The organism is Phyllobacterium ifriqiyense (assembly GCF_030817885.1).
Classification (GTDB): Bacteria; Pseudomonadota; Alphaproteobacteria; order Rhizobiales; family Rhizobiaceae; genus Phyllobacterium; species Phyllobacterium ifriqiyense.
Genome location: NZ_JAUSZT010000003.1, coordinates 499577 through 520642 on the forward strand (window position 1 = coordinate 499577; position 21066 = coordinate 520642).

The window sequence follows — 21066 nt, forward strand, 5'->3', positions numbered from 1 at the left end:
TGATGGATGGATCAGAGAGACGCGACTATGGCGTCGATTTCGCTTGCCGATGTGGCCGCGTCGATGCGGGCTTGAAGCGCTTGGCGCTCTTCCTCTACGCGAATAATTGAAGACAAAAGCAGGTTGTGCCTTTTAATTATGTCGCTGGGCTTGCCGAACATATTACTTCCCTCGCGCGCTACCGCCGCCTTCGCCTGATATAACGCGAACTTCGGCCCCATGGCGGCGTTGATACGGGGCACCATGACAGCATCAACCGCTGCCCTGCCCCGCAGACGTTCAGCTTCGATATTCTTCTTGCCGGTGATCTTCATTTCGCCACCACATTCACGCGCCAATCGACAAACGGAAAGCCTGCCTCAAAAACATATGTGCCTGCATCTTTCGTTGCGAAGTGCAAAACGCCGCCTTTAACTTCGTAAGGCTCTCCGTCAACACTGATCACACAAGGCCGTGGAAGGCCGTCAAGCGTATAGGTGTCTTTGCCGTCCGCTTTGATCTCAACATCGCCAGCGGGAAGCGTAGGCCGTTCCACAACATTTCCATCGACAACCATGTGAAAATCATGCGTTGCGATGGGTGTAGTGTAGCCGGGGACTTCCTTCTTGACTTTGCCATCCTCAATTACCACTCGCCCGTCTTTGTCGCGTACAGCAACTGCTGGCAGTGGAATAGAAGGAAGGTGCAGCCAATCACCCTTAGCCAAGAATTGGTCAATTATCTCTTGGCTTTCCGGATCACTGCGGATGTGGGTTATCTTGCCCTTCGGTTCGATCTTTCCATCAGCGTCAAACTTTATCAGCATCTCAAAACCCAATCCGATAGTCGAAGATCAAATAATTGATCGTGTAGCTGTAAGCCGATTGCGCACTGATCATTGAGAAGTTCACTCTGTCATTTTGAACATCAACCTTGAACCACGACCATGAGAACGTGAAATCTGTCCAAGTAGTGTAACTGTCACCAAATCCCTTGATGGGATAAGCCAAACCGGGATTACTCGACCCAGAACCACCAATAACGTTGGTCATCACGAAGGGCTTGACTGAGTATGTCTTGCCGAACAGAGCGGTATGAGTGGATGTTCCCCCGCCGCCACGACTGCCTGCAATAGACCCCTTGATAAACTTGGCTGGTGACCCGTTGTCACCGTTGAACAAAAGGCCTGCGTTGTTAGCTGTTGTTACCTCAATACCCGGTCGAGACAGGCGCAAAATGCCAGGTTCTGTCCAAAAACGATTGACCATTATGGTTTTATGCTCCGAGTGACGATGTAATAAACCGTGGCCGATCCAGTTGGCTGATCGAGCGCTCCATCGCTGAAAGCATTGCTGGCGCTCACCTGTCCGCTGCTGGTTGAAAGATATTGGAAGCTCAATCTGAACTTGTCATTCGATAGAAAGATAATTGGATAATATCCGAGGTCTGCCCACGAAAAACCAACAGCGCCAGAGCCGTAAGTTATTATGACACTTCCAGACTGCAGAATCTGGAATTGCGCGTAAAGCGTGCTCCATGAAAACTGAAACTTATTGGCGCTGAAAACACTTACGCCGGGAATGGATACGTATACGCCCATGCCAAATGTCGGATGAGATCCTATAAGAATTCTATCAACCATCAGCCATGCTCCGCAAGATAATGTAGCCAGCCGTGTAAGCCTGAAATGCCGTATTGCCGGTATTGCGAAGCGCCCCGTAGAACCGAAGAGAGGTCTGAGAAGCAACGGGGGTGATATAGGAGCGGTAATTAGTATCGGATGTCACAACATCACATACCGTAAGATCAGTCCCACTGTTGTACCTCCACGCAAATACGAAGGGTATGTTTGGCATTGTTTCGCCAAACGGAACTTCCACATACGAAGTTTGGCCCCCCGGATAAACAACAGAGCCGATCGCATAGACCACCGCCCCATCTTTCCATGTGCTATCGAAGGCCAGTCTTTCAGGATCGAGAGCAGCGGTAACATCATAGCCAGGCTTTGAAAGCCGGATACGATAATTACCACCGCCAAAGTCGCCAATCAGCGTTCTGTTTGCCATGAATAAGCCTGTAGTTTTGCCCGAAGGCTAATCCGCAATGAGAATGCGCCGGTTGGTTAGATCGATCTGCATCTTACTATCCGAAGACCGCAACATGCCTGCCGCGATATCGTTCACCCTTGCTGCGTTCATGGTCAACACTCCGCTCTGAAAGATAAACGGGAACTGCGCAGACTCACCCGGATTGGAGATAGACAGACGATCAGCGATAAGGTTGATCGTGGATATCCCGCCAGTCTTCGCGCTGAGGAACAAGGCAGCCTGGCCCGTGGTGATCCCATCAGAAGCCACCGCATAAAGACCGATGGTTGAAAGCGCGCCCGCCTCCGTGGCGACTGTCTCGACCCGAAACAACCCGCCTGCCGACATCTTGCCGACCGCTACATTGACGCTCGTAATCGCATTGGCATTCGCGGTTATAAGCCCACCCTGATTACTGACAGTGACCGTGAGTGCATCGACCGCAGTCGCGGTCGCAGCAACACCCGTGACCGGATTGTTAACTGTGGCCTCAAGCGTCTCAATACGCGATACCGCAGCCTGTGTGGCCGTAGCAACCACCAGAATGTCTCTCGTATAAGACGCCGTGACATTGCCGATCGATGCAAGCAACTCGAACTTGTCAGTTGCAGACTGTGCACCTGTCTCGGCCGCCAGACTGTTAAGCCGCTCAATCTGCTCTGTGAGCCAGCGTGTAGTATTGCCAGCCCATTCAAGATGCTCGCCAATCTGCTCGTTAACTTCGTCAACGATGTCGTCAATATAGACATCGTCACTACCCAGCAGGATGTTGTCTGTCAGGACTGGCAACCAGCCAGACCACAAACATGTACGGGGCGTACCAGGTATATATCGGCCGCGCACTCCGTACAGCGTGTTGGGCAGAAGACCTTGACTGATGAGGATCGAGCCCTCAGCAAAACGCTCCGTGCGGCTCGCGTAGACCACGATAAGACTTGTTGCCAGACGCACCTCAAACTCAATGCCGACGATATCCACTTGGTCTGGATCCCAGCTTAAACGGATGCCGGGGCGGCGTAGATTGCCGTTGTTGTCCGGCACCGCTTCAGCCTCAGCAAACCAATCCACAATAGGCTGTGGAGCAGGTCTGCCCGGAATGATCGGAACGAATACGGGTGGCGTGTAATCTGTGCCTTGGTTCCAATCATAATCGGCGGGATCGACTTCCGTCATATCCAGCGTAACGTCTAGGTTCGCGTGATCGGCAACACCGTCGATGCGAAATAGCTTTGTTGCGTATCCGTTACGCTCAGAAGTCCATTGGATGATATCGCCGGGCTCAAGCACCCAAGCAGATGGTCCCAATGTTATTGTATGGCGCCGCGCCCTACGTGCCTCCTGCAAGGCAGACCGCATAAGACGCTGCACCTGAGAAGAGCGATAGACCATATCCAGTTGGATATCAGCCATCAGACGCCGGTTGCCGTCTTCAGCCTCGAACGCCGAATTCAACAGTGCTGGTGCTGCCTTCATGTTCCAGCTTTCAGCCGGTTCAGGATAGGAAGCGTTTACACCATTGATGGTATCCGCCAGTCCGAAAAATGGCGTGAAGGTCTGTTCTTCCGTCGATAGAATGTCGATATCAGTAATCGCGTAAACTGCAGCGTCTGGAGCACCGACGAATATCTTGTACGTTCCGCCAGTTTCGCTTAACCGACCTTGGCATCCCGTAAGGATAGCCTCAATTGCTTCCGTGACCTGCGCACCGATGGCAATCTCGCCACCGGTCAAATATGTGGGCTCAGGACCATCAGGCCCATCAATGAGCGCGCGGCACTTGTTAATCTGTGCGATCCAGTGCGCATTTGGCAAACGCGCTGAGGCTAAACCCTGAAGGCCGTAGAACCACTGAGTTCCATAGCGGATACCACGCAGCAGATTGTAAATCTGGACTGCCGGCAGATCGTCGCCATCACCACCCCATGTTGACGGGGTGTCGTATCGCTGCGGGCCAACACCGCCAGCCGTGGTGTCTTTAGACGGGTCGTAAAGCTTGATGCCTTGCAGTTCGAACTTGAACGCGGGGAAGCCCGTGAATAGTTCAGGATCAATCTGCGAAGTCAGGATTGCATAAGCAACGCCTTGGCCGATACGCGTTGGCTGCCATGGATTGTTCGACGTTGAAACTGTATCGGTGAGGAAACTGTCAGCGGTTACCTGAGTGCCATCATGAAATTTAATCCAGAGATGGTTGTTACCACCGCCTGTTTCATATTCCGTGATGCGATTACCCTTGCCATCCGGATCCAATGTGCCGATTGTAACCGCTTCACCGTTGACGAATAACTGTGAGACGCCAGAAATCGGAATGTCAGAAAGCGCGATAACCTGGGTGAAGTACGCGTTTGGCGTCTTACCTGAGTTTCCCCAAGTATTAGCGTAGACCAGAGAGCCCGCCGTAACAGTGTGGCCCATGATGAACGAGCGGGGAACGTCGCCGCCAGATTGCATCTGTCCGTTGATACTGAACGGTGTTTCTTCTGGTTTTCCGGCGAGAGCTTTTGCTATCAGGTTCAGCCCAACGCCAACAGCCGCTTGCAGAACAGCGCCGACAACCGCGATACCAGCAGCGCCCAAACCAAGCGCACCGCCAATAGCAGTGGCTATGGCGGTAAATACAGCCATGTGTTTATCCTAATTTTGGGATGCCGTTTGAGGCTAGATAGACTTCATAAAGTGGCGCTCAGTGGCGCTGTAGCCACGGCGCTCATAGAGTCTTGTTGTGAGTGGATCAGCGCCGAGCCCAACCATGTTGACGAATACACAGCCCTGCTCTCTTGCCCACTCTTCGTAAGCGTCCAGCATGGCTACGGCAGATCGTCCGCGATATGCTGGCTCAATCCACCAGATAAGCTCACTGGCGACTTTTACGGGAGCAAGTGGTAGTGTTCCTGATTGTGCGGCCAACACTCCCTGTGGCCCGCTGTCGTCGAGAACAAGGCACAGCATCGCTGGATTGCTGATCAGTGTATCGAATAACATCGACGCATACGCCGCGTTGAATGGTATTGGCAGTCCGGATGCGACTTGAAAACTCCTAGCCATCATAAGGACGCGGGACTTGTCCTGAGGCAGTGCCTTTCGAACAAGCATCACGATCCTTTTAGAGCCAGGGCCTGTTTAAGCTTCCATGCCGCACTTTGCTGTGTGTCCAGTTTTCCCTGCTTGGCACCCCAGAAGAATTCCTTCTCGCCAACGGTCGTAACGTCCTCATAAAACCTATCTGTGGACAGGCGGCGTTTCTGGCTGTCTGTGGATCGGGTATCCGGATTACCTCTGGTCATTTCCTGAGTATGGCTGGCGCACGTGAGTTCGATGCTACCGGCCTCATTCTCTTTCGGTGTGGTGATAGTTACATTGTCCACAAACCCGACAAAGCGGCAGAATGCAGCGTCAACAATTAAACGAGTATCGGGGTTAAACATCCCTCGGTAAATTTCTATTCCCGCCTGTTTCAGATCGTATCCACGGGCAATGTTCTCCACCGCAGGGTCAATCTGGCTCAAAGCTACATTCACATTCTGGACTGAGATGTTTGAAACGGCCGGAATATTATCGATAGCAATGAGACTTCCCGAACCCTCAAAGTTTCGAGTGTTGGAAAGGCCAGTATCTGGATTAAGCACTGGAGCGCTGATGTCTCCCCAATCATTCCAAAACCCATATGAGAACGGTGCACCTGCCAGCGTCCGGGCTTTCAACCAAATGAAGTCGCGCGCAACAAGCCGCCTCGCCTGTAAAAGCGCTAGATTACCAGATGAAATGTTGCGCATTTATCGGCTCTCGACTGCTTGAAAGGATATTACGCCACGACCAGTGGAGAGGTCCGCTGTGGATGATATTGAGCCTGGAACAATCGTCATGAGGCAAAAGGGATTGTGAATTGCCGCGAGATTGTTTTCCGCCGTCAAAGGCCATAGGTGCGGACGGATTTCAAACTGCGGAGTAACGCCAGAGCCATTGGCTGTAGCGGCTTCCATCACGCGATGAAGATTGAATGTTGTCCCGCTGCCAATTGTGATCATGTCACCAACGCTCAGCTTGTAATTGGCTGGTAGGTTCTTGAGAGATATCGCCTTGCGGTTAGCATTGATTGAGTTGATTGCGGCCGCACCAAATGCCGGAAACAGTGAATCAAACACAGGCCTTGGATAAGCGATAGGATAGCACCGGCTGAGCGGCCTACCGACAAACTGGTTTAATCCATTTTCGAGAACATCGAGACGGGCACGCCAAGCATCCAATTCATTGGGTCGCAAAGTGCGTGTTAGATACGTTGTGGACCAAAGCGGCGAACCCAAGTCCTTTACCAGTGTCTGACCGCCAGCCGTGCGGCTTTGCTCCTGCCGCCACAACAGTTGAAAGTCAGTCGACCAGCCGGGAAATCCTTCGAGAACGTCGTAGGGAAATGCGATTGCCATATTATCCCTACCTCAACTTCACATTGGTTTTATTGGCCTTGCGTATAGCTTTGATGGTGTTGGCCTCGAATGAGGCCCTGTCCTTGGCTAAAGCCACCTCAAGTCGCGATACGGCCTCAGCGGAAGCGCCTCGATTGTCGATGACTGGAGCGTAGGTAAATGTGCCGACACCACCGCTACTGCCACTACCAGACCGGAGTGTTGGCATACTCGGTGCACGCAACTTATGGTTTGGTATGATCTGGGCGCCCTTCGGGACATTCATCAATTCCGGGCCTTTTTCACCCACAACAGATAGACCACCAGGGGCGTTGTTTGTGCCCTTGGCGAACCCCAGAACCTTACCGATGCTACCAAAAATACCACCAAATGCACCGCCACTAGACGAGCCAGAAGCAGGCTTGAACAAACTGTCGAATGCTGCGTTGAGCAACATATCGCCAAGCTTCTTAAGCACCCCGGACAACGCGTCGCTCAGGCTTTCCGCCCCAGTAATGGCGTCTATCACCCCAGATTTGAATGTGTCGTAGAATTCGGCCGCGGCTTGCTCGGCCTTATCCTGCGTTTCTTGAACTTTTCGAAGTTCATCGGCCTGCATTGCATATGCTGCTGATACGGCATTGATCTGCGCAACCTGTTCTGGCGCAAGCTTGATGCTATCCAAATCGGTCTGGCCTTTTTTACGGGCTTCCTCGCGCAAGTCCGCCAAGGCAGATTGCTCAAGGTCCAAGGCCATCTTTCGCTGCTCTTGGGCAAGATAAGACTGGCCTACAAGTGCGGTTTCCTCTGCGAGCGCAGCGGTTCTGTCTTTGATGGCTTGGATGTCGTCGTTGAATCGACTTTCAGCCGTCCTTGGTACAGATTTCGCTCCCTTGGCTTTCTTCTTCTTTTTGTCGTCTTCAGTTTTGTACTTGGGATCGTTGATAGATATCTGATTGATACCAAGGCTATCGTCTTTCGTGCCCATAGTTGGGCGCATAACAACCGGCTGTGTATCGCCAAGCTGTCCGCTTGGGTATGTATCAGGCAAGCCAGACATAGCACCTTTGATGCTATTGATCGCCGCCTGCACTCCAACCAACCTAGCCAAGGCCTCGGTGGTATCTATTCCAAGCTTGGTATTGTTTTCAATGACAGCCTGAAGGTCTTTAACCTCACGCTCGAGCGCTATTGCCTTATCTTCAGCCTGCTTTGTTTCAAGGTTGATCATCCGGCCTTCGCCGTCTGTGTAACCTAGCGCCTTGTTCAAGTCTTCGAATACGCTAGCATTGCCAATCGTATTCAGGAAAGCTTCAAAAGCTCCACCAGCTTCTTGGATTTTGGCAATGAAGCCAGCGATATCAAAGTCACTGATAGCTTGAGCAACAACATTAATACCATCTGCAAATTTGGCGCTGGCACCAGTAGCAGTATTGAACTCTCGCGCCGTATCAATAAGGCGCAGTCTGCAAATTCTCCATTGCCTGACCAAAGGTCAATTGAACATTCTTGACGCGCTCCTCAAGAGAAGCGGAACCTGCAATAAATCCATCAAACAGAGCCTTGGATGACAAACCGCCATCCAGCATGATCTTGCGCAACTGCGCGACACTGCCACCAGCTTCTTTGATCCCGCGTGAAGCAGCCTGAAGGATTGTTGGTGCGCCTTCAACGATGGAGTTGAACTCTTCAGCGCGAACCACTCCGGATCCCAGAGCTTGGCTTAACTGAAGCAATGCACCCGAGGATTCTTGGGCAGACTTGCCGGATACTCGAAGCGCCAGAGCCACTTTGTCAGTGAATGAAATAAGCTGCTCGCTCGATACACCTAGTTCTTTCTGAACCAGTGAGGCGCGACCATAAAGTTCTACAAGTGATTCAAACGGCGCAGCATTTTTGACGGCGCTGTCACGAAGCTTACCATAGACCTGCTCTAGTTGCTCACCAGAGAGTCCCGCAACCTTAAGTGCATTATCGATGCGGGTAGCAGCTTCGGAAAACTTTACTGCGCCTTTAGCCAAAGAGGCGCCGGCGAATACCCCACCGATCTTCGCTCCTAAACCTGCGAAAGATGAAGACACATTGGCGTTCATCTTTGTGAAACGCCGCTCAATGCGTTGAGCATTCTTGTTGGTAATACCTTGGGCGCGATTTATGGCGTTTTCGTATTTCTTGATGTCCGCGCTTAGCTGAACTACAAGTCTCTCTAAGTCTTGCGCCATTAGGGGTCCAGTCAATGAATTTTTTACTTGGGATATTGTCAGTGGCACAAATTCTGATGGCCGCACTTATCGCTTTGTTCGCTGTATCGGCGATCCATCAGATTCTTGCCGCTATCCTGTTCGGATTCGGCGTATTGACAGCTGCTCTCGTAGTGTTGATCGTCGCTGTTGAGCGCCCGCAACGCAGTTAGATACCAATCCAATCTGCCATTTCGTCTTTTTCAGATTCTGTCAACTTACCAGTATCTTCAGGTGAGTTCGCTTTGATGTAGCCTTCCAATGCGGCCAGAAACTGCCACATGGACATCGCGTTGACCTCTTGAGGAGTAAAGCCCATCACAGCGCCATTGGCATAGATCGCAGCAAAGCGAATTTTACCGTTTGGTAGATCGTCTAGGCGTTCGCCAGATCGCTTTGCTGTTTTGGTTTTCCCACGTCCTCTTCAGGTGCCCCCTGCAATGCTGCCGAGAGTATTGCCTGTGCGAATAGTACGTTTTCCAAGGGCGGTCGTTCTTCGACGTAATCCCTGACGAGCTTTAATGCCTCACCTGGCTTAGTTTCTCCGCCGATCAAACCCCAGCGAATAACTTCTCGGATGTCATTTAGACGCCAAGAGTTATCGTACAGGCGTTGCAACACAACGTAGGGTCCTGAGTCGCACGCTTCCTGCACCTTGGCAAGCTCGCCCCAACCGAGACGGAACGTATAGGTCCCGTCCCCAAAGTTCAGTTCAATCGAAGCATCGCGGCTCATTATGGAGCAACCACCCGAACCATTTCACCGTCTGACTGCATGGAAACAGTGAGAGTTGCACGCTGGCCGTTCGGAGCTTCGGATTCAACACTTTCCACCTGCATGTAGCCGGTCCAAGTGACGGTCTTGGCTGGGAATTCCCATTCAATCTTGACTGGGACAGACTCAACACTTTCCCAAGCGTCAAGCCAGTCCTCAACGGATTCAGCCGCAAGAACACCCTCACCTGAAACTCCCATCGACAGACTGGTGGCATCGCGGCCTACCCAATCTACTTTATCGGGATCTTCGCAATCCGGAATATTAACTTCTTCCAGATTTTTGGTGAGTGTGATCGATCGGGAGGTGAAACCGCAAGGCGCAGCATATGTGATCGGATCGGCAGGTAGAGCACCGGGTGTGCCGAGCAGAACGCGTACTTTGCCGCCTTTGATAGTAGTAGCTTGTGCCATAATTGTATCTCCATAGAAAAAGCCGCCTTCTGAGGGGCGGCTGTGAGTGTTCTGTTTATCTTTGCGGTCAGATCAGAAAGAGACGCTTAGCGCCCTTACTGACGTTTTCCCCAGACCACAAAGGCCGGAGATTGGTTAGAGCCCATGCAGCTTTGAAGGCATGGCACTCAGGAGTGCTAAAATCGAACGAAGCTAGAGGGAGAATATGGTCGATATGCCATTCGCCTCGGTTCTCCCAAGACATCCCCCTGATAAATTGCCGCTCCAAGTGCCGCATCAAATCGTTAAGAGAGTATCCTACAAGGCTTTCCCATCGCCTTCCGGATTTTCTCGCCTTCAGCGCCATACGCATCTGGTGAGATACTCGATTACTGATTGCGTATGCGGGATCAGTCTTCCGCTTTTCTGCTTTGGCCTTCGCCAATCTAGCGCTATGGCGACTTGTGTAACTCTTGGCTCGTTTTCTAGCCATTTCCGCGTCGTGAGCGCATCGGCACTCGATACAAAACCGCTTTGTGCCGCTACTCTTTTTTATTGCGATACCACAGGTTGTGCAGGATATTGTCTGACCTAAAGGAACTTCGGCAAGATATCTGGTGTTGAACCTGCTTCTCCAATCCCGTTGATACTTGTCTAAGCAGACGCCACATCGCTGATTTCTACCGCCAGTTCGGACAAAAGACTTGTTGCAGTCGATGCAAGTCCCTTCCTTCCCGGCTGATCGGACCTCATAACCTACCTTGCGCGCATAGCCAGATCGCGCCTGCTCCTTTACAATACCGATACGGCAAGAAGTGCAGTATTTTTGGCGAGGCGATATTCGGGGATATTGCTTTGTGCATACGCAGCATGTGAAAATGCTATTAGCCACTCGAACCTCCTATGTTCGGGCCTTGGTTAGAACCCGTCGAGTGTTAGCGCACTTGGCGGGTTCGTTTTTTATACTCCCTATGGCTGCTCTGCGAAAGCGGAAAAAGTTAAAGCTGCGTGGCTTGTTGAGCCATCCGGATCACGGAAAACTCGGGTTATTCGGTGAGTGAAATAGACGATGGCATTGTCAGTAATCGTCAGATCGGTATCGACCAGGGCAGCGCGAACCGCGTCACTGATCCGGCGCACCTCGGGAAATCCGACAGCACGAGACCAACAATCGATCTGCATGGTGATTTCAAAGCCAGTGATACAATCAACGTCATCGCTCAACTCATCGGCCGGGCCAAAACCTACATAAGGGAATGTGGGGTTTGCCGGGACAGCATCATAAACCCGCCCTCCGATCAGACCATTGACCGTAGCATTGGCTTTCAAGCGAGCCACGATGGCAGCCTGCAATTCTAAAACCGGAGATGTCATGATGCAGCAACTTTCCTCGCGGCTTTCGTCGTTGCCCGACTGATCCGGCTTTTTGTTCGTTTGCGTAAGGCCCGATATGCAACGAAGAAGAATGGTTGAGCCGACTTCTTCTGGGTTCCGAATTCGACCCAACGTGCATAATAAGCAGCATCGCTACCGGCGTAGATTGTAATCGTCATGTCTGAGGCGGTTGCAACAGCCACCACAACCGAGCCGTCTGGGGCCTTGCCCCAAGTCCACCCGATGGATTCAGCTAGTTCACCGCTATCCTTGGGAACAAGTGATTTCATTAATGCGACGATTTCGTCTGCACTTTTAGCCATTGCGTCACGGATGGCATCACGCGCAACTTTGGGTAGAAGCGCGAACTTCTTGTTTAATCTCTTGAGTCCAGAGATCGCCATTAGAGCGCTACGCCAGCCTCAACCAGAATATCAATGAACTGGCGATCAAGGAGTGGAGTGACATCGCGAACTGCGAAATACTTCAAATCTCGCTTATCTTGTGCGTACCAGTCACTTTTGATTTGCCGCGTCTGTGAGGTAGAGCGAACACGAATGATCTGTGTGTGCTTTCCCTCAAGGCGTCCCGCCAGCACGCTTTCACCGCCTCGCAGGTGAATGTATCCCGCACGCTGCGAAAACTGCTCCACGAACGCGCCCTGCGTGTTTCCATATTCGTCTGTGACTTCTTCCCGCTTACCGAACGCGACGGAATAGAACAGATCACCGGCACTAGGCTTTTTCGCCATTGTCCGTTTCCTTGCGCGGCTTGTCCGCAGCTATAGCCTTACCCGCAGCAATGGCCTTATCAGCGCAATCCTGCTTTACGGTCATTTCCATGCCCGCGAGATAGGCGATTGTCGTGCCTGGGGTTGGCTTGTAATCGAAATCTTTAGTGAATTTTACACGTGCCATCAGGGATGCATCCTTCTGTATGGAGCGACTAAGAGGATCACAGCGACCACTTCTTGTAGCTGCGCAATAGATCATCGATCGCACGCTGCATTCCGGCGCGACCGGGTTCATCGAGTGGATCAAAGTTCATTTTGATGTGCAGTTTTACCGCAAGCACCACGTCTGCCGGCACAGTTTCGAACCCCGCAACATAGCGGATTTTCACTGGATCCGAGACGGCAGAAACAGAAGGATAGGAATACCCAGACACAAAGTGCAGGCAGTCTCCATCAAGGAAGTAGTTCTCTTCAGGAACAGTCTGTTCGACGCCCTCGCTGTCGATGTACTTGACGCTTTCGACTGATTGAACGGGTCCGAATGGCAGTTCAACGTATCGGCAGCTATACCAAGTATAGCCGAGCTCAAGGGTCTGGGTGCCTATGGCGCGATCCAGCCAACCGAATGGCCCGTCAATATTCTTGCTGGCTGCCGCGATCAATCCGTTGATAAGCGTATTGTCATCATCGAAATCAACCCGAAGGAAGGCTTTTGCATCTGGCAACGTCACGACAGGTGCTGGAGGTGTGATGACCTTGATATTCATGGCCGCACCTTCGCAAGCAGTGGATAAAGGTCACATCGAACAAAAGAGCCATCACCATTCGTCAGTGTGAGCAATCCGTCATCATCAACATCGATCGCAACAACTGGCATTCCAGCCTCGCCGCGCTCGCCTTTCTGACCCGTCAGACCTCTTTCGCCTTGGCTGCCACGTTTGCCTTGGGAGGCAATTAGCTGCCAGTCAGCACCGGGGCATTCGCCGGGATTGTCACGACGGGCGACGAATGAAGCGCCATTGACTGCAACCACGTCCAGTTCATTGTATTCCGTGCCATCAACCCATGTTCCGCGGACCTGAAATGAACGGCCGTCAGCACCATTGCTTCCCGAAGATGCGAGACAAATCCAATCCTCATGCGGTGGCTGCTTGGCTGTGTCGCGGATCGCCTGATAGGTAGAGCCGCCGAATGCCACCACATCCGATTCATAATGGATTGCATCAGACCAGTCTCTTACTTGTGGAAGCTTGCCAGCCGGACCTTCTGGACCGCGTTCGCCCGGCAGTCCGCGCTCACCAGGTTCCCCTTGAGGTCCATCCAGCCCACGTTCGCCGTCTTTTCCATCCAAACCGCGCTCGCCTTGAGGGCCTTCTGGTCCTCGTTCGCCGGCAGAGCCATCTACACCATCCCGACCGGGTTCACCGCGTTCTCCAGCGACTCCCGGTTCACCGGGTAGGCCTCTTTCCCCTTGAGGGCCTTCTGGACCGTCTTCTCCAATAGGACCGCGCTCTCCATCCTTTAGTGTTTCAAGGCGCTGTGTGACCTGCGCTTCCAAAGCAGCGACCGCTGCAAGGCGCGTTTCCAGTTCAGCCATACGAGCACGATGCTCAGACTCGCGCAGTTCTTGCTCACGTTTGCCTTCTCGGTGAACCGTTGCAATCGCCCGAGCAACGGCATCCGTTGCAGCATCAGTGAAGGAGCGCGTCAGCTTGTTCATTGATCGCCCGCAAGTGGTCTTCATAGCTGCGCCCGTCATCTTCTTCATCTTCCTCGTTTTGTGGCGCAGCTGACGCCGGAGCCGGGAGTGCAGGAGGTTTCATTGCAGCGCCGTAGCTAAGCGGAACCACTTGCTGCTGAACGCGTGGCATAGAGCCAAATCCGCCTTCTGTGGCGGGAAGGTCTTCTTCTGCTCGGGCTTCATCGGAGCTATAGACGCCGCCGATCACACCACGAACGAGACCTTCGATGCGTTCCTTAAATGCGCTGCGCAGCAATGCCTTGGTGTTGAACTCAAGGTATTCATCCGGCATTCCAGACAGATTGAACAGTTGCCCGAATGCTTCCTCGATATGGTTCAGAGCGAAGCCAAGACCGCTGGCGATCCACGACTGCATCAGCATTTCAGTGGATCCCAAGGCTGAGCCGCCGATTCCAAGGATTTGCAGCGGCATACGGAAGGCGAGAGCAACGTTCTGTTCAGACATCTTGAGCATTTCCGCAAGCTGTCCGTCGTTCGCCGTCTTGCTGACTTCCTTGGCTTTCAGACCCCATGTCAGAATTGGCGTACCACCGGCCTTTTCGCCTTGCGTCTGCTCATTCCAAGCTTGTCGCAATTCCCGCGTTTGCTCGATTGTAAGCTTTTCGTCAGTCTCCAGCATGAAGGACGGACGTGCCTGATTGATGTAGAATGCAATCTGCTGCTCAAGAGCAGCGCCGGCCATCTGCCTATCAAGGAGCGTGGCAAGGATCGGACTTTCACCCTTCAAGGGATGACGAGGCGTGTGCAAGCGAACATGAAGCACATCGCGAGCCGGGATCGGAAGCGACAAATCATACCGCGCCTCGACAATCTCATTCCCGCTCAAGCTATAGAAAATATCGCCTGTGGTCGCCAAAACCGGCTTTCCATGACGCATAAGGTGGATTTCTTGGATTTCACCGCGGTTGTTTCGCAGCGCCAGACCGAAACCTTCACCCTGCTTATACAGGCTACGGGTAAGATTGAGCAAAAGGTCTGAGATTGACTGGTAATCGTTCGGGCGCTTCATGATGCGCGTCAGAGCGCTCTTTGAGACGCGCTTACGGCCACCGTTTGCAAGCTTCTTCCAATGATCGCCGGGGCACATCGCAACAGTCTGCGAATATGCCGAGATACACGCTTCAACCATAGCGCTGCTCTCGCCATATTCCCGAAGATTGTAGCCAGACTGCCACCAGTTCCACAATCGACCGGGACCGGCAGGAAGCCAGCCATCCGATAGATGATAAGGACCGGGACGATATTGACCCTCGGCAGCCCTCGCTTCCGAAGGTCTGAATATCTTTGACAGCCAGTTTGCCATGATCAGCGCGTCTTGTACTCAGAGGCACCGCCAACGGACTTCATGTCGCGGGATTTGCGCACGTCATCGACGGTTTTCTTGCCTTCCTTGATCGCGTCAAGGTCAGCTTGGGATGGATAAGGTGCCTCGACGGTTTCAACCGTTTCAGAGGCATTTTCTGCCTTTTCCTTGGCCTTCTCTTCGACCTTGGAATCAGTCTTATCAGATGCAATGTCAGCCATTATGGCCTCCTGTTTTCAGATGGATTGATTGAACTATTCGGCACCCTTGAGACGGAAAGTCTCAACAGTCTTGCCGGTGCTGTTCATGACGAAGACAACGCCACTGTCGATTGAGCAGTAAACGCCGTCATCCTTCTGGAAAGTGACCTGTTGATTGCCGCTTGGACCAGTCTCAAGGCTCGGATCGCGGCCTTCGTAAAGGCGAACGGCATCATCTTTGCCGGACTTTTGGCCCGAGCGGACAACTTGTTTGATCGTGAACATGTTCTATTTCTCCTGTTTCTACTTCTACTGATCTGCGATTACCCGCACAGACGGTTAGAGCGATGAGGCGCGGACGCCTCACCGATTGTTGAATTCGGGCTTATGGTGTTGGTGGGGCCCAATCGACTGCAGCGATATGCTGCACCATGCCAGCGCGGCGCATTGCCCATGTGATATCCAGGATCATGCGCAGAGCGATCTGTGCAGTCTGGAACATCGACTGAGTTGGAGCTGCAACAGTGTTTGGTGTGCCTGTGGAAGCGATCTGCAGAGGAGTGGTGTCTTCCATGTGCAGAACTGTCTGCTCACTGACATCAAACTCTGGAGCATCGCCAGCAGCCGTCGCAAAATCAGCCGCGTCGATCATGTACACATGACCGGCTGGGATCGTGGTGGACACGATGCGGGTGAATTCGCTCAGGAACTGCTCTGCCCAACCGAAGCCAGAAGCGTTCGGACCAGCGGTCATTGACAAAATGCGGGCTTCCGCAGGGTTCATCAACAAGACCAACCGGCGACCGGCGTTAGCCGCATCAAACGGGGCTGCCAAAGTCTGGATATCGGCCAGAATTGCAGCATAGCCACCGGCAGTAGATGCAGTCAGGGCAGCCACACCATTCGTCAGACCTGCAGGACGTGTGCCGGAACCGGCGACAGCATCAAGCAAGAGAGAGTCAATGGTGAGTGCTGTGTCAGACTGAATTTCCTGACGAAGCAGACCTTCAATCGCCGGATTGGACAAGCGAGCGATTTCACGGCTGAACACCGAGATAACGCCCATCTTGTGCGGGTTGAGGGTAACTGAAGTCAGACCGAGACGGCGAACCGGGATCGGTGCAGATTCAGCTACGAACGAACCGCTGATCGAAGGAGTCGGTGCACGGGATGGCAGTTTGATAGCTGCACGGCCGGGACCGAACGACAGGCTTGTCCCAAGCGCAGCAAGGCGAGGATAAACCGAGATCGGGCGAAGGGATTCCATGAAGGCTCCCATTGCCGTTTCTACGAGTTCAGCAGCCCATCCAGCCTGCGTTGTGGTAGCGCCTGCCACAGCGGCACGAACAACAATCTGAGTTGCTTCGTGATCGCGGTAACGCTCTTCCATGATCCGGATAGGATCACTGCCGGTTGCATGTGCCAGCACATTACAAACAGCCGCACGAATGATCAGATCTTCCGGCTTTGGTTCGCGCAGATTTACGCCAAGAGGCTTGCGCACGCTTGGAGCGGCTGGACGGCCTGGCTCAACGATATCGCTTGCAGCACGGGACGCCAGAGCTTTCTCGGCTCGCTTGAGCGATGTAAGGCGCTCTTCGCGGGCTTCGATCTCAGAAGACAGTGCTTCTGTCTGGGTCGTGTCTGCGTTGTCATCGGCAAGGTGCTCAGTCAGAGCGTCCCGAGCAGAATTCAGTTCGTTTTGCGCAGCTTCAATGCGCTTGGAGAGGGTGGTTTCCATTTTGGAAGTACCTTTCAAGTTAGAGACGGGAGGTTTTGCGGCGTGCTCGCCAGTAGACACATCGCGTTTGCCGTCTCTGGCTTGCTCGCCAAAGGCCAACTCGATAGTGGATTCAGAAATGTTGAGTGATCGCGCCATTGCGAGCGCGTTCTTGTTCGAACCAACAGAGACAAGAGACACCTCTTGCAATTCCTGTTCGTCGTAATCGTAAATGCTTTTGCCCGGCTCGCCTTCTTTCAGGACAGAGAAGCCGACAGACACAGCGCGAAGGATGCCCTGCTCTACGAGATTTCGGAGCTCATCAATCCGCTGGCTTGTACCGGCGGCAGCCATAACCAAGCGCCCCAGCAATCGGCCGGCTTCTACCCGGACGTTTTCCCAGCGCCCGATCGGGAAGCCAGAGCTATGTCCAAACAGCGCTACCGGATTGCGATTGAAGTGAGACAAATCCCAACCTTCGGGATTGATCCGTGTACCATGACGGTCACGACTGCCATCCGAAATGACAAAGTCAAAGCCGTCGCCAGCGGACTCCGCCGTGCGATAAAGAATATCAGTCATGTCTGGGTTCTCCTGTTCAGGCTACCATGGCTTGAACGTCTAGGCTGATTGCAGCCTCTGGATTTCTGCTCATCACAGTCACAGCGTCGAATAGTGCCATCACCGGATCAATCTTGGCGTCACCGGCATTCTGCTTTGTTGCCCGGATCGCCGTTGCTGTTGGTTCAATCTTCAAGTTGCTGACGCACCACGACATGAGCGAGGAACCGCTGTGCCGGAATGTGCCGTTTGCCAGTTTCCGCTCGGTCGTCTTGATCGCGTTCATCATTTGGTAGCCTTGGAGAGCACCAATAAGGTTCTCGGCTTCCTGCGTGACACCGATTGCGTCCAGAGCATCAACCAGTTCGCCTACACCGGCAGGATCGATTGCAACTGCAGCGAGCTTATTACTGTCTTTTACGACCTGAATTATCTCGATGATTGAGGACAAATCGTCCAGTTTATCATCCACAATCGTCAGTTCGCTCTTTGCCTGAAAGTCAAGCAGTCTGGTCGAGATGGACTTGCGTCGCTCAAGCACACCTTTGTGGCACCAAGCATGGGACCAACAGAGCCAATCTTTTGTCACTTTATGCCGACCAACGACGCTCAGACCGAACAGATCGTCCAGACCACCGCCATCAATACCGGGAACAATCACTTCGCACTGGTCGAGTATCAGATCCAAAGTGATGGTTTTGTCTGCCTTGGCTTCCCAGAAATCAGCACCCGCCCAACGGTTCGACCGTAGATTGAGGCCAATTTCCACATTGAGATGCTTGGCAAGAAATGTGTTTCGGGTCTCGCTGCCCTTCTCCATTTCCTTTCTGAGTTCGTCTTCCAGCCATTCTTGGCTGACTGATCGACCCAGATTAGGATTGGTAACGTAGAAATTCTTTGGATCGAGATAGGATCCGTCCTCAAGCATGGGCTTGGGAAACTCATAGATGATCGGCAGAAACTTCTTGTCTTCAATTATCCCGTCGCGGACATCCCGCGCATAATTCAACTTGTCAGCAAACACACCGGCAGGCGGGGCATCAGCCTGCGTCGTGATCGAGATGATGAATCCTTCCGGTCGAGAAACCAGACCGCCCGTTGCCTCTCGCAACATCCCATCTGCATTGTTCTTTGTGCCGAACTCCCAGAGCTCATCCAGAAGGATGAACCCTGCCTTCTTGCCAACAACCGTCTTGCCGTCCGCAGCCACCACTTTGAGCGTTGCTTTGGTTTTGAGATGGGTAATGGTGCGCAAATGATCTTGGATATGAAGGAACCCTTGAGCACTCGCGTCCAGTTCAGGATCAGCACGAACCATATCCGCTGCTGGCTTAAAACTGTTCTGAGCCGCTTCGATGGTCGGCGCCAGGATCAGCAGTTCTGCCGAATGTCGCCAATTGCGGATCAATGCTGTCAGCATCACACCGGCAGCAAGCGTTGACTTCCCGTTCTTCTTAGCAATGCAGAGAAAGAACTCCCTGATCAGTCTCCGGCCAGATTCGTTATCATGTGCGCCGAAGATGGCAGCCACGAAGTCGAATATCCAATCTTCGCCAGCTTCTCCAAACGTTGGAGATCCGGCAACATCGACAACATAGAGGCCCTTGAACACATTAAGCGCGGCTTCCGCCTCATCTGGGAACAGCGGCAAGCAAGGAATGAGTGACTGTCCCGCAACGATCCGCTTCTCCCATCCTGGGCAAGCCGTCGTCCAGTTGGTCATTTATTGTGAACTACCAGCTTTGGAGGCGTAGGAACTGCGAACTTGCCAGAAACAGAATTGGCTGTTGCCTGCCGCTGATCCTTTTTGCCCAGCTTTTCCTCTTTGGTGGAACGGGTTTCCCGATCTTTGGCCGCTTCCACCGATGAGGCCACGCGTCCCATCTCTTCCAATTTCTTGATAGCTGCAACATTCTTTTGAGATGCAGCCTCGAACAGATAGCCCACCAATTCACGCCGACGATTGGCATAACCGTTCTCAAGCTCTTCCGCGAAGTGCTTACGCATCGTATCCGCGTCAATTCCAAGCGCTCGGGCAATGATATTGTCGGATTCACCGCAAAATTTCATTTGCTCGACAGTGACCCGCTCCTTGATTGTTGGGCGATATTGAGGACGCCCACCCTTCAAAGGCTTGGTAGGTTTTTCGGTCATTTGCTAACTTTCAGCGAAAATTCCGGTTCAGAGGAAAAAATCTGCGCAGTTCGGGGACGCGGGTCTAGCGGAAAGGGGCTTTCAGGATTTTCACCTACCCCCCCCCTCTATCTATTTGGCTCATATCTGCCCGTGGAGAGGCATTTAAGCGATATGCTTGTGTCTTATGTACCAATCACATGCCGCGTCTGGGTGAGGCTCTGGTACGTGGATCACAGTGTTTTCGATGTCTGCCTTGCTTACCACGGACAGTTCCATCCCCTTATCGAGAACAATGGCCATCACCTTATGACCCAGCTTGTCTGTCACTGTGGTTATGTTGGCCTTGATGCGCTCGCACTGCTCAAGGGTCAGCCTCTGGTCAACGTTGATCACTACCAAGTCGCCGTCCTTCAACTCCAATTTACGGATGTGATCGAATGGATATGGCTTTGCACGCATGGATGCTGGGTCTTGGGGGCGAGTGACGACCTTGGATGGTTCTCGATTGATGCCGCCTTTGCGCATCTCTCCACCCATGGCGATGCAGAGCAGCCATGTTACCCCGACAGCTACACCACTGATCCCAGCTATAGTGCAGTACATATTCCAAAGGTCTTGCGTCACAGCCTGCGCTCCATCTTCTGTTTCGTGCTGTCATGGCAGGTCTTGCATAGAGTCTGGAATGGACCGGACCAGAATGCTTCCTCGTTACCGTGATGCTGATCGACGTGGTCACATACCAACTGCGATGTGTTGGTCTCCATCTTCCTGCACATCTGGCAGGTGAAGAGATCGCGGACCAGTACGCTCATCCTCAGCTTCTGCCAACGGGCGGTCTTGTACCATCGGCGCCACGCTTGTGTTTCATCCCGGTAGCGTGAGCGCTCTGTCTCATCACCCGGTGCATATCGCTTTAGCCTTGGGGCAAGCATTGCTACCTTGGGCTTTAGGGTCCTGAGTGCCATGTTATTCCCGCTTCCCCGATTAACAGCCCGTCTATGATGATTGCGGCGGCCGTTGCAAGCGATCTAGCGTGATCGGAAGGCTTGTCCCTATCGCGGGTTGGGTAGGTTAAAGGAGCGCTGCTTATTTCGGATTTCGGTATTTGCGAGGCTTACGCGGAAACGGCCTGTCTGGTTTTGGCAGGGCAATTGCAGCCGACGGGATCAGCAAACCCAGTGCAGCAATGAATGCACGCCTGGTCACTCGGCCAGTTTCTCAATGATCTTGCCAGCGTCTTTACCCAGCCGTTTGACCTTGGAGACCGTATAGGGCTCAGCTCTGTCCACAAGCGCACCACCAAGGGTAACAACGTCAACAGCGGCGGACACTGGCAGCGTGACAACATCAACGGCTGCGCTGAATAGCTTTCCGAACATACTGTCTCCTAAAATGCGAAAACCCC

The 21066-nt window shown here is 52.9% G+C and carries 30 protein-coding genes; 1 reads left to right on the forward strand and 29 read right to left on the reverse strand.

The genetic code is table 11. The features are described from left to right. Nucleotides 1-11: 11 nt before the first annotated feature. The 11 genes from QFZ34_RS09735 to QFZ34_RS09785 form a co-directional block, all read right to left on the reverse strand. Nucleotides 12-314, reverse strand: coding sequence for a hypothetical protein (locus tag QFZ34_RS09735; protein ID WP_307280120.1), 303 nt, complete (start codon nt 312-314; stop codon nt 12-14). After that, entirely contained in the window at nt 311-805 is a 495-nt protein-coding gene (locus QFZ34_RS09740; protein WP_307280122.1) for a hypothetical protein, read from the reverse strand. The genes QFZ34_RS09735 and QFZ34_RS09740 overlap by 4 nt, the downstream gene beginning before the upstream one ends. A 1-nt stretch (nt 806) precedes the next feature. Further along, a complete protein-coding gene (locus QFZ34_RS09745) occupies nt 807-1247 on the reverse strand; it encodes a hypothetical protein (protein WP_307280126.1) in 441 nt (146 codons plus the stop codon). Then, nucleotides 1247-1621: a hypothetical protein gene (locus QFZ34_RS09750; RefSeq protein ID WP_307280129.1), complete on the reverse strand. Its 375-nt coding sequence runs from the start codon at nt 1619-1621 to the stop codon at nt 1247-1249. The genes QFZ34_RS09745 and QFZ34_RS09750 overlap by 1 nt, the downstream gene beginning before the upstream one ends. Next, nucleotides 1614-2045, reverse strand: coding sequence for a hypothetical protein (locus QFZ34_RS09755; RefSeq protein ID WP_307280131.1), 432 nt, complete (start codon nt 2043-2045; stop codon nt 1614-1616). Before QFZ34_RS09755 ends, QFZ34_RS09750 begins: the two co-directional genes overlap by 8 nt. A gap of 27 nt (nt 2046-2072) precedes the next feature. After that, nucleotides 2073-4691 carry a phage tail protein gene (locus QFZ34_RS09760; protein WP_307280133.1) on the reverse strand — a complete coding sequence of 873 codons (2619 nt, stop codon included), beginning with the start codon at nt 4689-4691 and terminating at the stop codon, nt 2073-2075. A gap of 33 nt (nt 4692-4724) precedes the next feature. Further along, entirely contained in the window at nt 4725-5048 is a 324-nt protein-coding gene (locus QFZ34_RS09765; RefSeq protein ID WP_370878732.1) for a GNAT family N-acetyltransferase, read from the reverse strand. A 110-nt stretch (nt 5049-5158) separates the two neighbouring features. Continuing rightward, nucleotides 5159-5839, reverse strand: coding sequence for a hypothetical protein (locus tag QFZ34_RS09770; protein ID WP_307280137.1), 681 nt, complete (start codon nt 5837-5839; stop codon nt 5159-5161). Beyond that, nucleotides 5840-6487 (reverse strand): hypothetical protein, encoded by a 648-nt coding sequence (locus tag QFZ34_RS09775; protein WP_307280138.1) that lies wholly within the window; start codon nt 6485-6487, stop codon nt 5840-5842. A 7-nt stretch (nt 6488-6494) separates the two neighbouring features. Then, on the reverse strand, nt 6495-7958 hold the full coding sequence (locus QFZ34_RS09780) for a hypothetical protein (RefSeq protein ID WP_307280141.1): 1464 nt from the start codon (nt 7956-7958) through the stop codon (nt 6495-6497). Then, nucleotides 7918-8736, reverse strand: a complete 819-nt coding sequence (locus tag QFZ34_RS09785) for a tape measure protein (protein ID WP_307280144.1) — start codon at nt 8734-8736, stop codon at nt 7918-7920. Before QFZ34_RS09785 ends, QFZ34_RS09780 begins: the two co-directional genes overlap by 41 nt. Between QFZ34_RS09785 and QFZ34_RS09790 the strand changes: the two genes are divergently transcribed. Continuing rightward, nucleotides 8730-8879, forward strand: coding sequence for a hypothetical protein (locus tag QFZ34_RS09790; protein WP_307280147.1), 150 nt, complete (start codon nt 8730-8732; stop codon nt 8877-8879). The two genes, QFZ34_RS09785 and QFZ34_RS09790, sit on opposite strands and share 7 nt — an antisense overlap. On the opposite strand, the gene QFZ34_RS09795 is transcribed toward QFZ34_RS09790, so the two are convergent. The 18 genes from QFZ34_RS09795 to QFZ34_RS09880 form a co-directional block, all read right to left on the reverse strand. Beyond that, complete coding sequence (locus tag QFZ34_RS09795) at nt 8876-9025, reverse strand: hypothetical protein (protein ID WP_307280149.1); 150 nt, start codon at nt 9023-9025, stop codon at nt 8876-8878. The two genes, QFZ34_RS09790 and QFZ34_RS09795, sit on opposite strands and share 4 nt — an antisense overlap. A 56-nt stretch (nt 9026-9081) precedes the next feature. Beyond that, the gene (locus QFZ34_RS09800; RefSeq protein WP_307280152.1) at nt 9082-9441 is read right to left on the reverse strand and encodes a gene transfer agent family protein; all 360 of its coding nucleotides are present in this window, start codon (nt 9439-9441) and stop codon (nt 9082-9084) included. Continuing rightward, the gene (locus QFZ34_RS09805; protein WP_307280155.1) at nt 9441-9893 is read right to left on the reverse strand and encodes a phage tail tube protein; all 453 of its coding nucleotides are present in this window, start codon (nt 9891-9893) and stop codon (nt 9441-9443) included. Before QFZ34_RS09805 ends, QFZ34_RS09800 begins: the two co-directional genes overlap by 1 nt. Before the next feature lie 948 nt (nt 9894-10841). Then, nucleotides 10842-11246, reverse strand: coding sequence for a DUF3168 domain-containing protein (locus QFZ34_RS09810; protein ID WP_307280158.1), 405 nt, complete (start codon nt 11244-11246; stop codon nt 10842-10844). After that, nucleotides 11243-11650 (reverse strand): HK97-gp10 family putative phage morphogenesis protein, encoded by a 408-nt coding sequence (locus tag QFZ34_RS09815; protein ID WP_307280163.1) that lies wholly within the window; start codon nt 11648-11650, stop codon nt 11243-11245. The genes QFZ34_RS09810 and QFZ34_RS09815 overlap by 4 nt, the downstream gene beginning before the upstream one ends. Beyond that, the gene (locus tag QFZ34_RS09820; RefSeq protein WP_307280166.1) at nt 11650-11997 is read right to left on the reverse strand and encodes a phage head completion protein; all 348 of its coding nucleotides are present in this window, start codon (nt 11995-11997) and stop codon (nt 11650-11652) included. The genes QFZ34_RS09815 and QFZ34_RS09820 overlap by 1 nt, the downstream gene beginning before the upstream one ends. Next, entirely contained in the window at nt 11981-12163 is a 183-nt protein-coding gene (locus QFZ34_RS09825; protein WP_307280168.1) for a hypothetical protein, read from the reverse strand. Before QFZ34_RS09825 ends, QFZ34_RS09820 begins: the two co-directional genes overlap by 17 nt. 37 nt (nt 12164-12200) lie before the next feature. Then, nucleotides 12201-12746, reverse strand: a complete 546-nt coding sequence (locus QFZ34_RS09830) for a head-tail connector protein (protein ID WP_307280171.1) — start codon at nt 12744-12746, stop codon at nt 12201-12203. Continuing rightward, nucleotides 12743-13699 carry a collagen-like domain-containing protein gene (locus QFZ34_RS09835; protein WP_307280175.1) on the reverse strand — a complete coding sequence of 319 codons (957 nt, stop codon included), beginning with the start codon at nt 13697-13699 and terminating at the stop codon, nt 12743-12745. Before QFZ34_RS09835 ends, QFZ34_RS09830 begins: the two co-directional genes overlap by 4 nt. Next, complete coding sequence (locus QFZ34_RS09840) at nt 13671-15044, reverse strand: phage portal protein (protein WP_307280178.1); 1374 nt, start codon at nt 15042-15044, stop codon at nt 13671-13673. The genes QFZ34_RS09835 and QFZ34_RS09840 overlap by 29 nt, the downstream gene beginning before the upstream one ends. A 2-nt stretch (nt 15045-15046) precedes the next feature. Further along, nucleotides 15047-15265, reverse strand: coding sequence for a hypothetical protein (locus QFZ34_RS09845; RefSeq protein WP_307280181.1), 219 nt, complete (start codon nt 15263-15265; stop codon nt 15047-15049). A gap of 33 nt (nt 15266-15298) precedes the next feature. Further along, nucleotides 15299-15529: a hypothetical protein gene (locus QFZ34_RS09850; RefSeq protein ID WP_307280184.1), complete on the reverse strand. Its 231-nt coding sequence runs from the start codon at nt 15527-15529 to the stop codon at nt 15299-15301. A 100-nt stretch (nt 15530-15629) separates the two neighbouring features. Continuing rightward, nucleotides 15630-17546, reverse strand: a complete 1917-nt coding sequence (locus tag QFZ34_RS09855; protein ID WP_307280187.1) for a phage major capsid protein — start codon at nt 17544-17546, stop codon at nt 15630-15632. A gap of 16 nt (nt 17547-17562) precedes the next feature. Next, nucleotides 17563-19248 (reverse strand): terminase large subunit, encoded by a 1686-nt coding sequence (locus tag QFZ34_RS09860; protein ID WP_307280189.1) that lies wholly within the window; start codon nt 19246-19248, stop codon nt 17563-17565. Next, nucleotides 19245-19679, reverse strand: coding sequence for a hypothetical protein (locus QFZ34_RS09865; protein ID WP_307280193.1), 435 nt, complete (start codon nt 19677-19679; stop codon nt 19245-19247). The genes QFZ34_RS09860 and QFZ34_RS09865 overlap by 4 nt, the downstream gene beginning before the upstream one ends. 144 nt (nt 19680-19823) lie before the next feature. Then, entirely contained in the window at nt 19824-20285 is a 462-nt protein-coding gene (locus QFZ34_RS09870) for a hypothetical protein (protein WP_307280196.1), read from the reverse strand. Further along, on the reverse strand, nt 20282-20626 hold the full coding sequence (locus QFZ34_RS09875) for an HNH endonuclease (protein WP_307280200.1): 345 nt from the start codon (nt 20624-20626) through the stop codon (nt 20282-20284). The genes QFZ34_RS09870 and QFZ34_RS09875 overlap by 4 nt, the downstream gene beginning before the upstream one ends. A 237-nt stretch (nt 20627-20863) precedes the next feature. Beyond that, entirely contained in the window at nt 20864-21040 is a 177-nt protein-coding gene (locus tag QFZ34_RS09880; protein WP_307280202.1) for a hypothetical protein, read from the reverse strand. Between the last annotated feature and the right edge of the window lie 26 nt (nt 21041-21066).

Coding starts and splice junctions, on each gene's coding strand:
- QFZ34_RS09755 (WP_307280131.1), bottom strand. CDS start 2,045: ATGGCAAACAGAACGCTGATTGGCGACTTTGGCGGTGGTAATTATCGT.
- QFZ34_RS09795 (WP_307280149.1), bottom strand. CDS start 9,025: ATGGGCTTTACTCCTCAAGAGGTCAACGCGATGTCCATGTGGCAGTTT.
- QFZ34_RS09820 (WP_307280166.1), bottom strand. CDS start 11,997: ATGGCGAAAAAGCCTAGTGCCGGTGATCTGTTCTATTCCGTCGCGTTC.
- QFZ34_RS09845 (WP_307280181.1), bottom strand. CDS start 15,265: ATGGCTGACATTGCATCTGATAAGACTGATTCCAAGGTCGAAGAGAAG.
- QFZ34_RS09775 (WP_307280138.1), bottom strand. CDS start 6,487: ATGGCAATCGCATTTCCCTACGACGTTCTCGAAGGATTTCCCGGCTGG.
- QFZ34_RS09805 (WP_307280155.1), bottom strand. CDS start 9,893: ATGGCACAAGCTACTACTATCAAAGGCGGCAAAGTACGCGTTCTGCTC.
- QFZ34_RS09770 (WP_307280137.1), bottom strand. CDS start 5,839: ATGCGCAACATTTCATCTGGTAATCTAGCGCTTTTACAGGCGAGGCGG.
- QFZ34_RS09860 (WP_307280189.1), bottom strand. CDS start 19,248: ATGACCAACTGGACGACGGCTTGCCCAGGATGGGAGAAGCGGATCGTT.
- QFZ34_RS09875 (WP_307280200.1), bottom strand. CDS start 20,626: ATGGCACTCAGGACCCTAAAGCCCAAGGTAGCAATGCTTGCCCCAAGG.
- QFZ34_RS09760 (WP_307280133.1), bottom strand. CDS start 4,691: ATGGCTGTATTTACCGCCATAGCCACTGCTATTGGCGGTGCGCTTGGT.
- QFZ34_RS09840 (WP_307280178.1), bottom strand. CDS start 15,044: ATGGCAAACTGGCTGTCAAAGATATTCAGACCTTCGGAAGCGAGGGCT.
- QFZ34_RS09830 (WP_307280171.1), bottom strand. CDS start 12,746: ATGAATATCAAGGTCATCACACCTCCAGCACCTGTCGTGACGTTGCCA.
- QFZ34_RS09880 (WP_307280202.1), bottom strand. CDS start 21,040: ATGTTCGGAAAGCTATTCAGCGCAGCCGTTGATGTTGTCACGCTGCCA.
- QFZ34_RS09850 (WP_307280184.1), bottom strand. CDS start 15,529: ATGTTCACGATCAAACAAGTTGTCCGCTCGGGCCAAAAGTCCGGCAAA.
- QFZ34_RS09750 (WP_307280129.1), bottom strand. CDS start 1,621: ATGGTTGATAGAATTCTTATAGGATCTCATCCGACATTTGGCATGGGC.
- QFZ34_RS09800 (WP_307280152.1), bottom strand. CDS start 9,441: ATGAGCCGCGATGCTTCGATTGAACTGAACTTTGGGGACGGGACCTAT.
- QFZ34_RS09855 (WP_307280187.1), bottom strand. CDS start 17,546: ATGACTGATATTCTTTATCGCACGGCGGAGTCCGCTGGCGACGGCTTT.
- QFZ34_RS09735 (WP_307280120.1), bottom strand. CDS start 314: ATGAAGATCACCGGCAAGAAGAATATCGAAGCTGAACGTCTGCGGGGC.
- QFZ34_RS09815 (WP_307280163.1), bottom strand. CDS start 11,650: ATGGCGATCTCTGGACTCAAGAGATTAAACAAGAAGTTCGCGCTTCTA.
- QFZ34_RS09835 (WP_307280175.1), bottom strand. CDS start 13,699: ATGAACAAGCTGACGCGCTCCTTCACTGATGCTGCAACGGATGCCGTT.
- QFZ34_RS09740 (WP_307280122.1), bottom strand. CDS start 805: ATGCTGATAAAGTTTGACGCTGATGGAAAGATCGAACCGAAGGGCAAG.
- QFZ34_RS09745 (WP_307280126.1), bottom strand. CDS start 1,247: ATGGTCAATCGTTTTTGGACAGAACCTGGCATTTTGCGCCTGTCTCGA.
- QFZ34_RS09765 (WP_370878732.1), bottom strand. CDS start 5,048: ATGTTATTCGATACACTGATCAGCAATCCAGCGATGCTGTGCCTTGTT.
- QFZ34_RS09810 (WP_307280158.1), bottom strand. CDS start 11,246: ATGACATCTCCGGTTTTAGAATTGCAGGCTGCCATCGTGGCTCGCTTG.
- QFZ34_RS09825 (WP_307280168.1), bottom strand. CDS start 12,163: ATGGCACGTGTAAAATTCACTAAAGATTTCGATTACAAGCCAACCCCA.
- QFZ34_RS09865 (WP_307280193.1), bottom strand. CDS start 19,679: ATGACCGAAAAACCTACCAAGCCTTTGAAGGGTGGGCGTCCTCAATAT.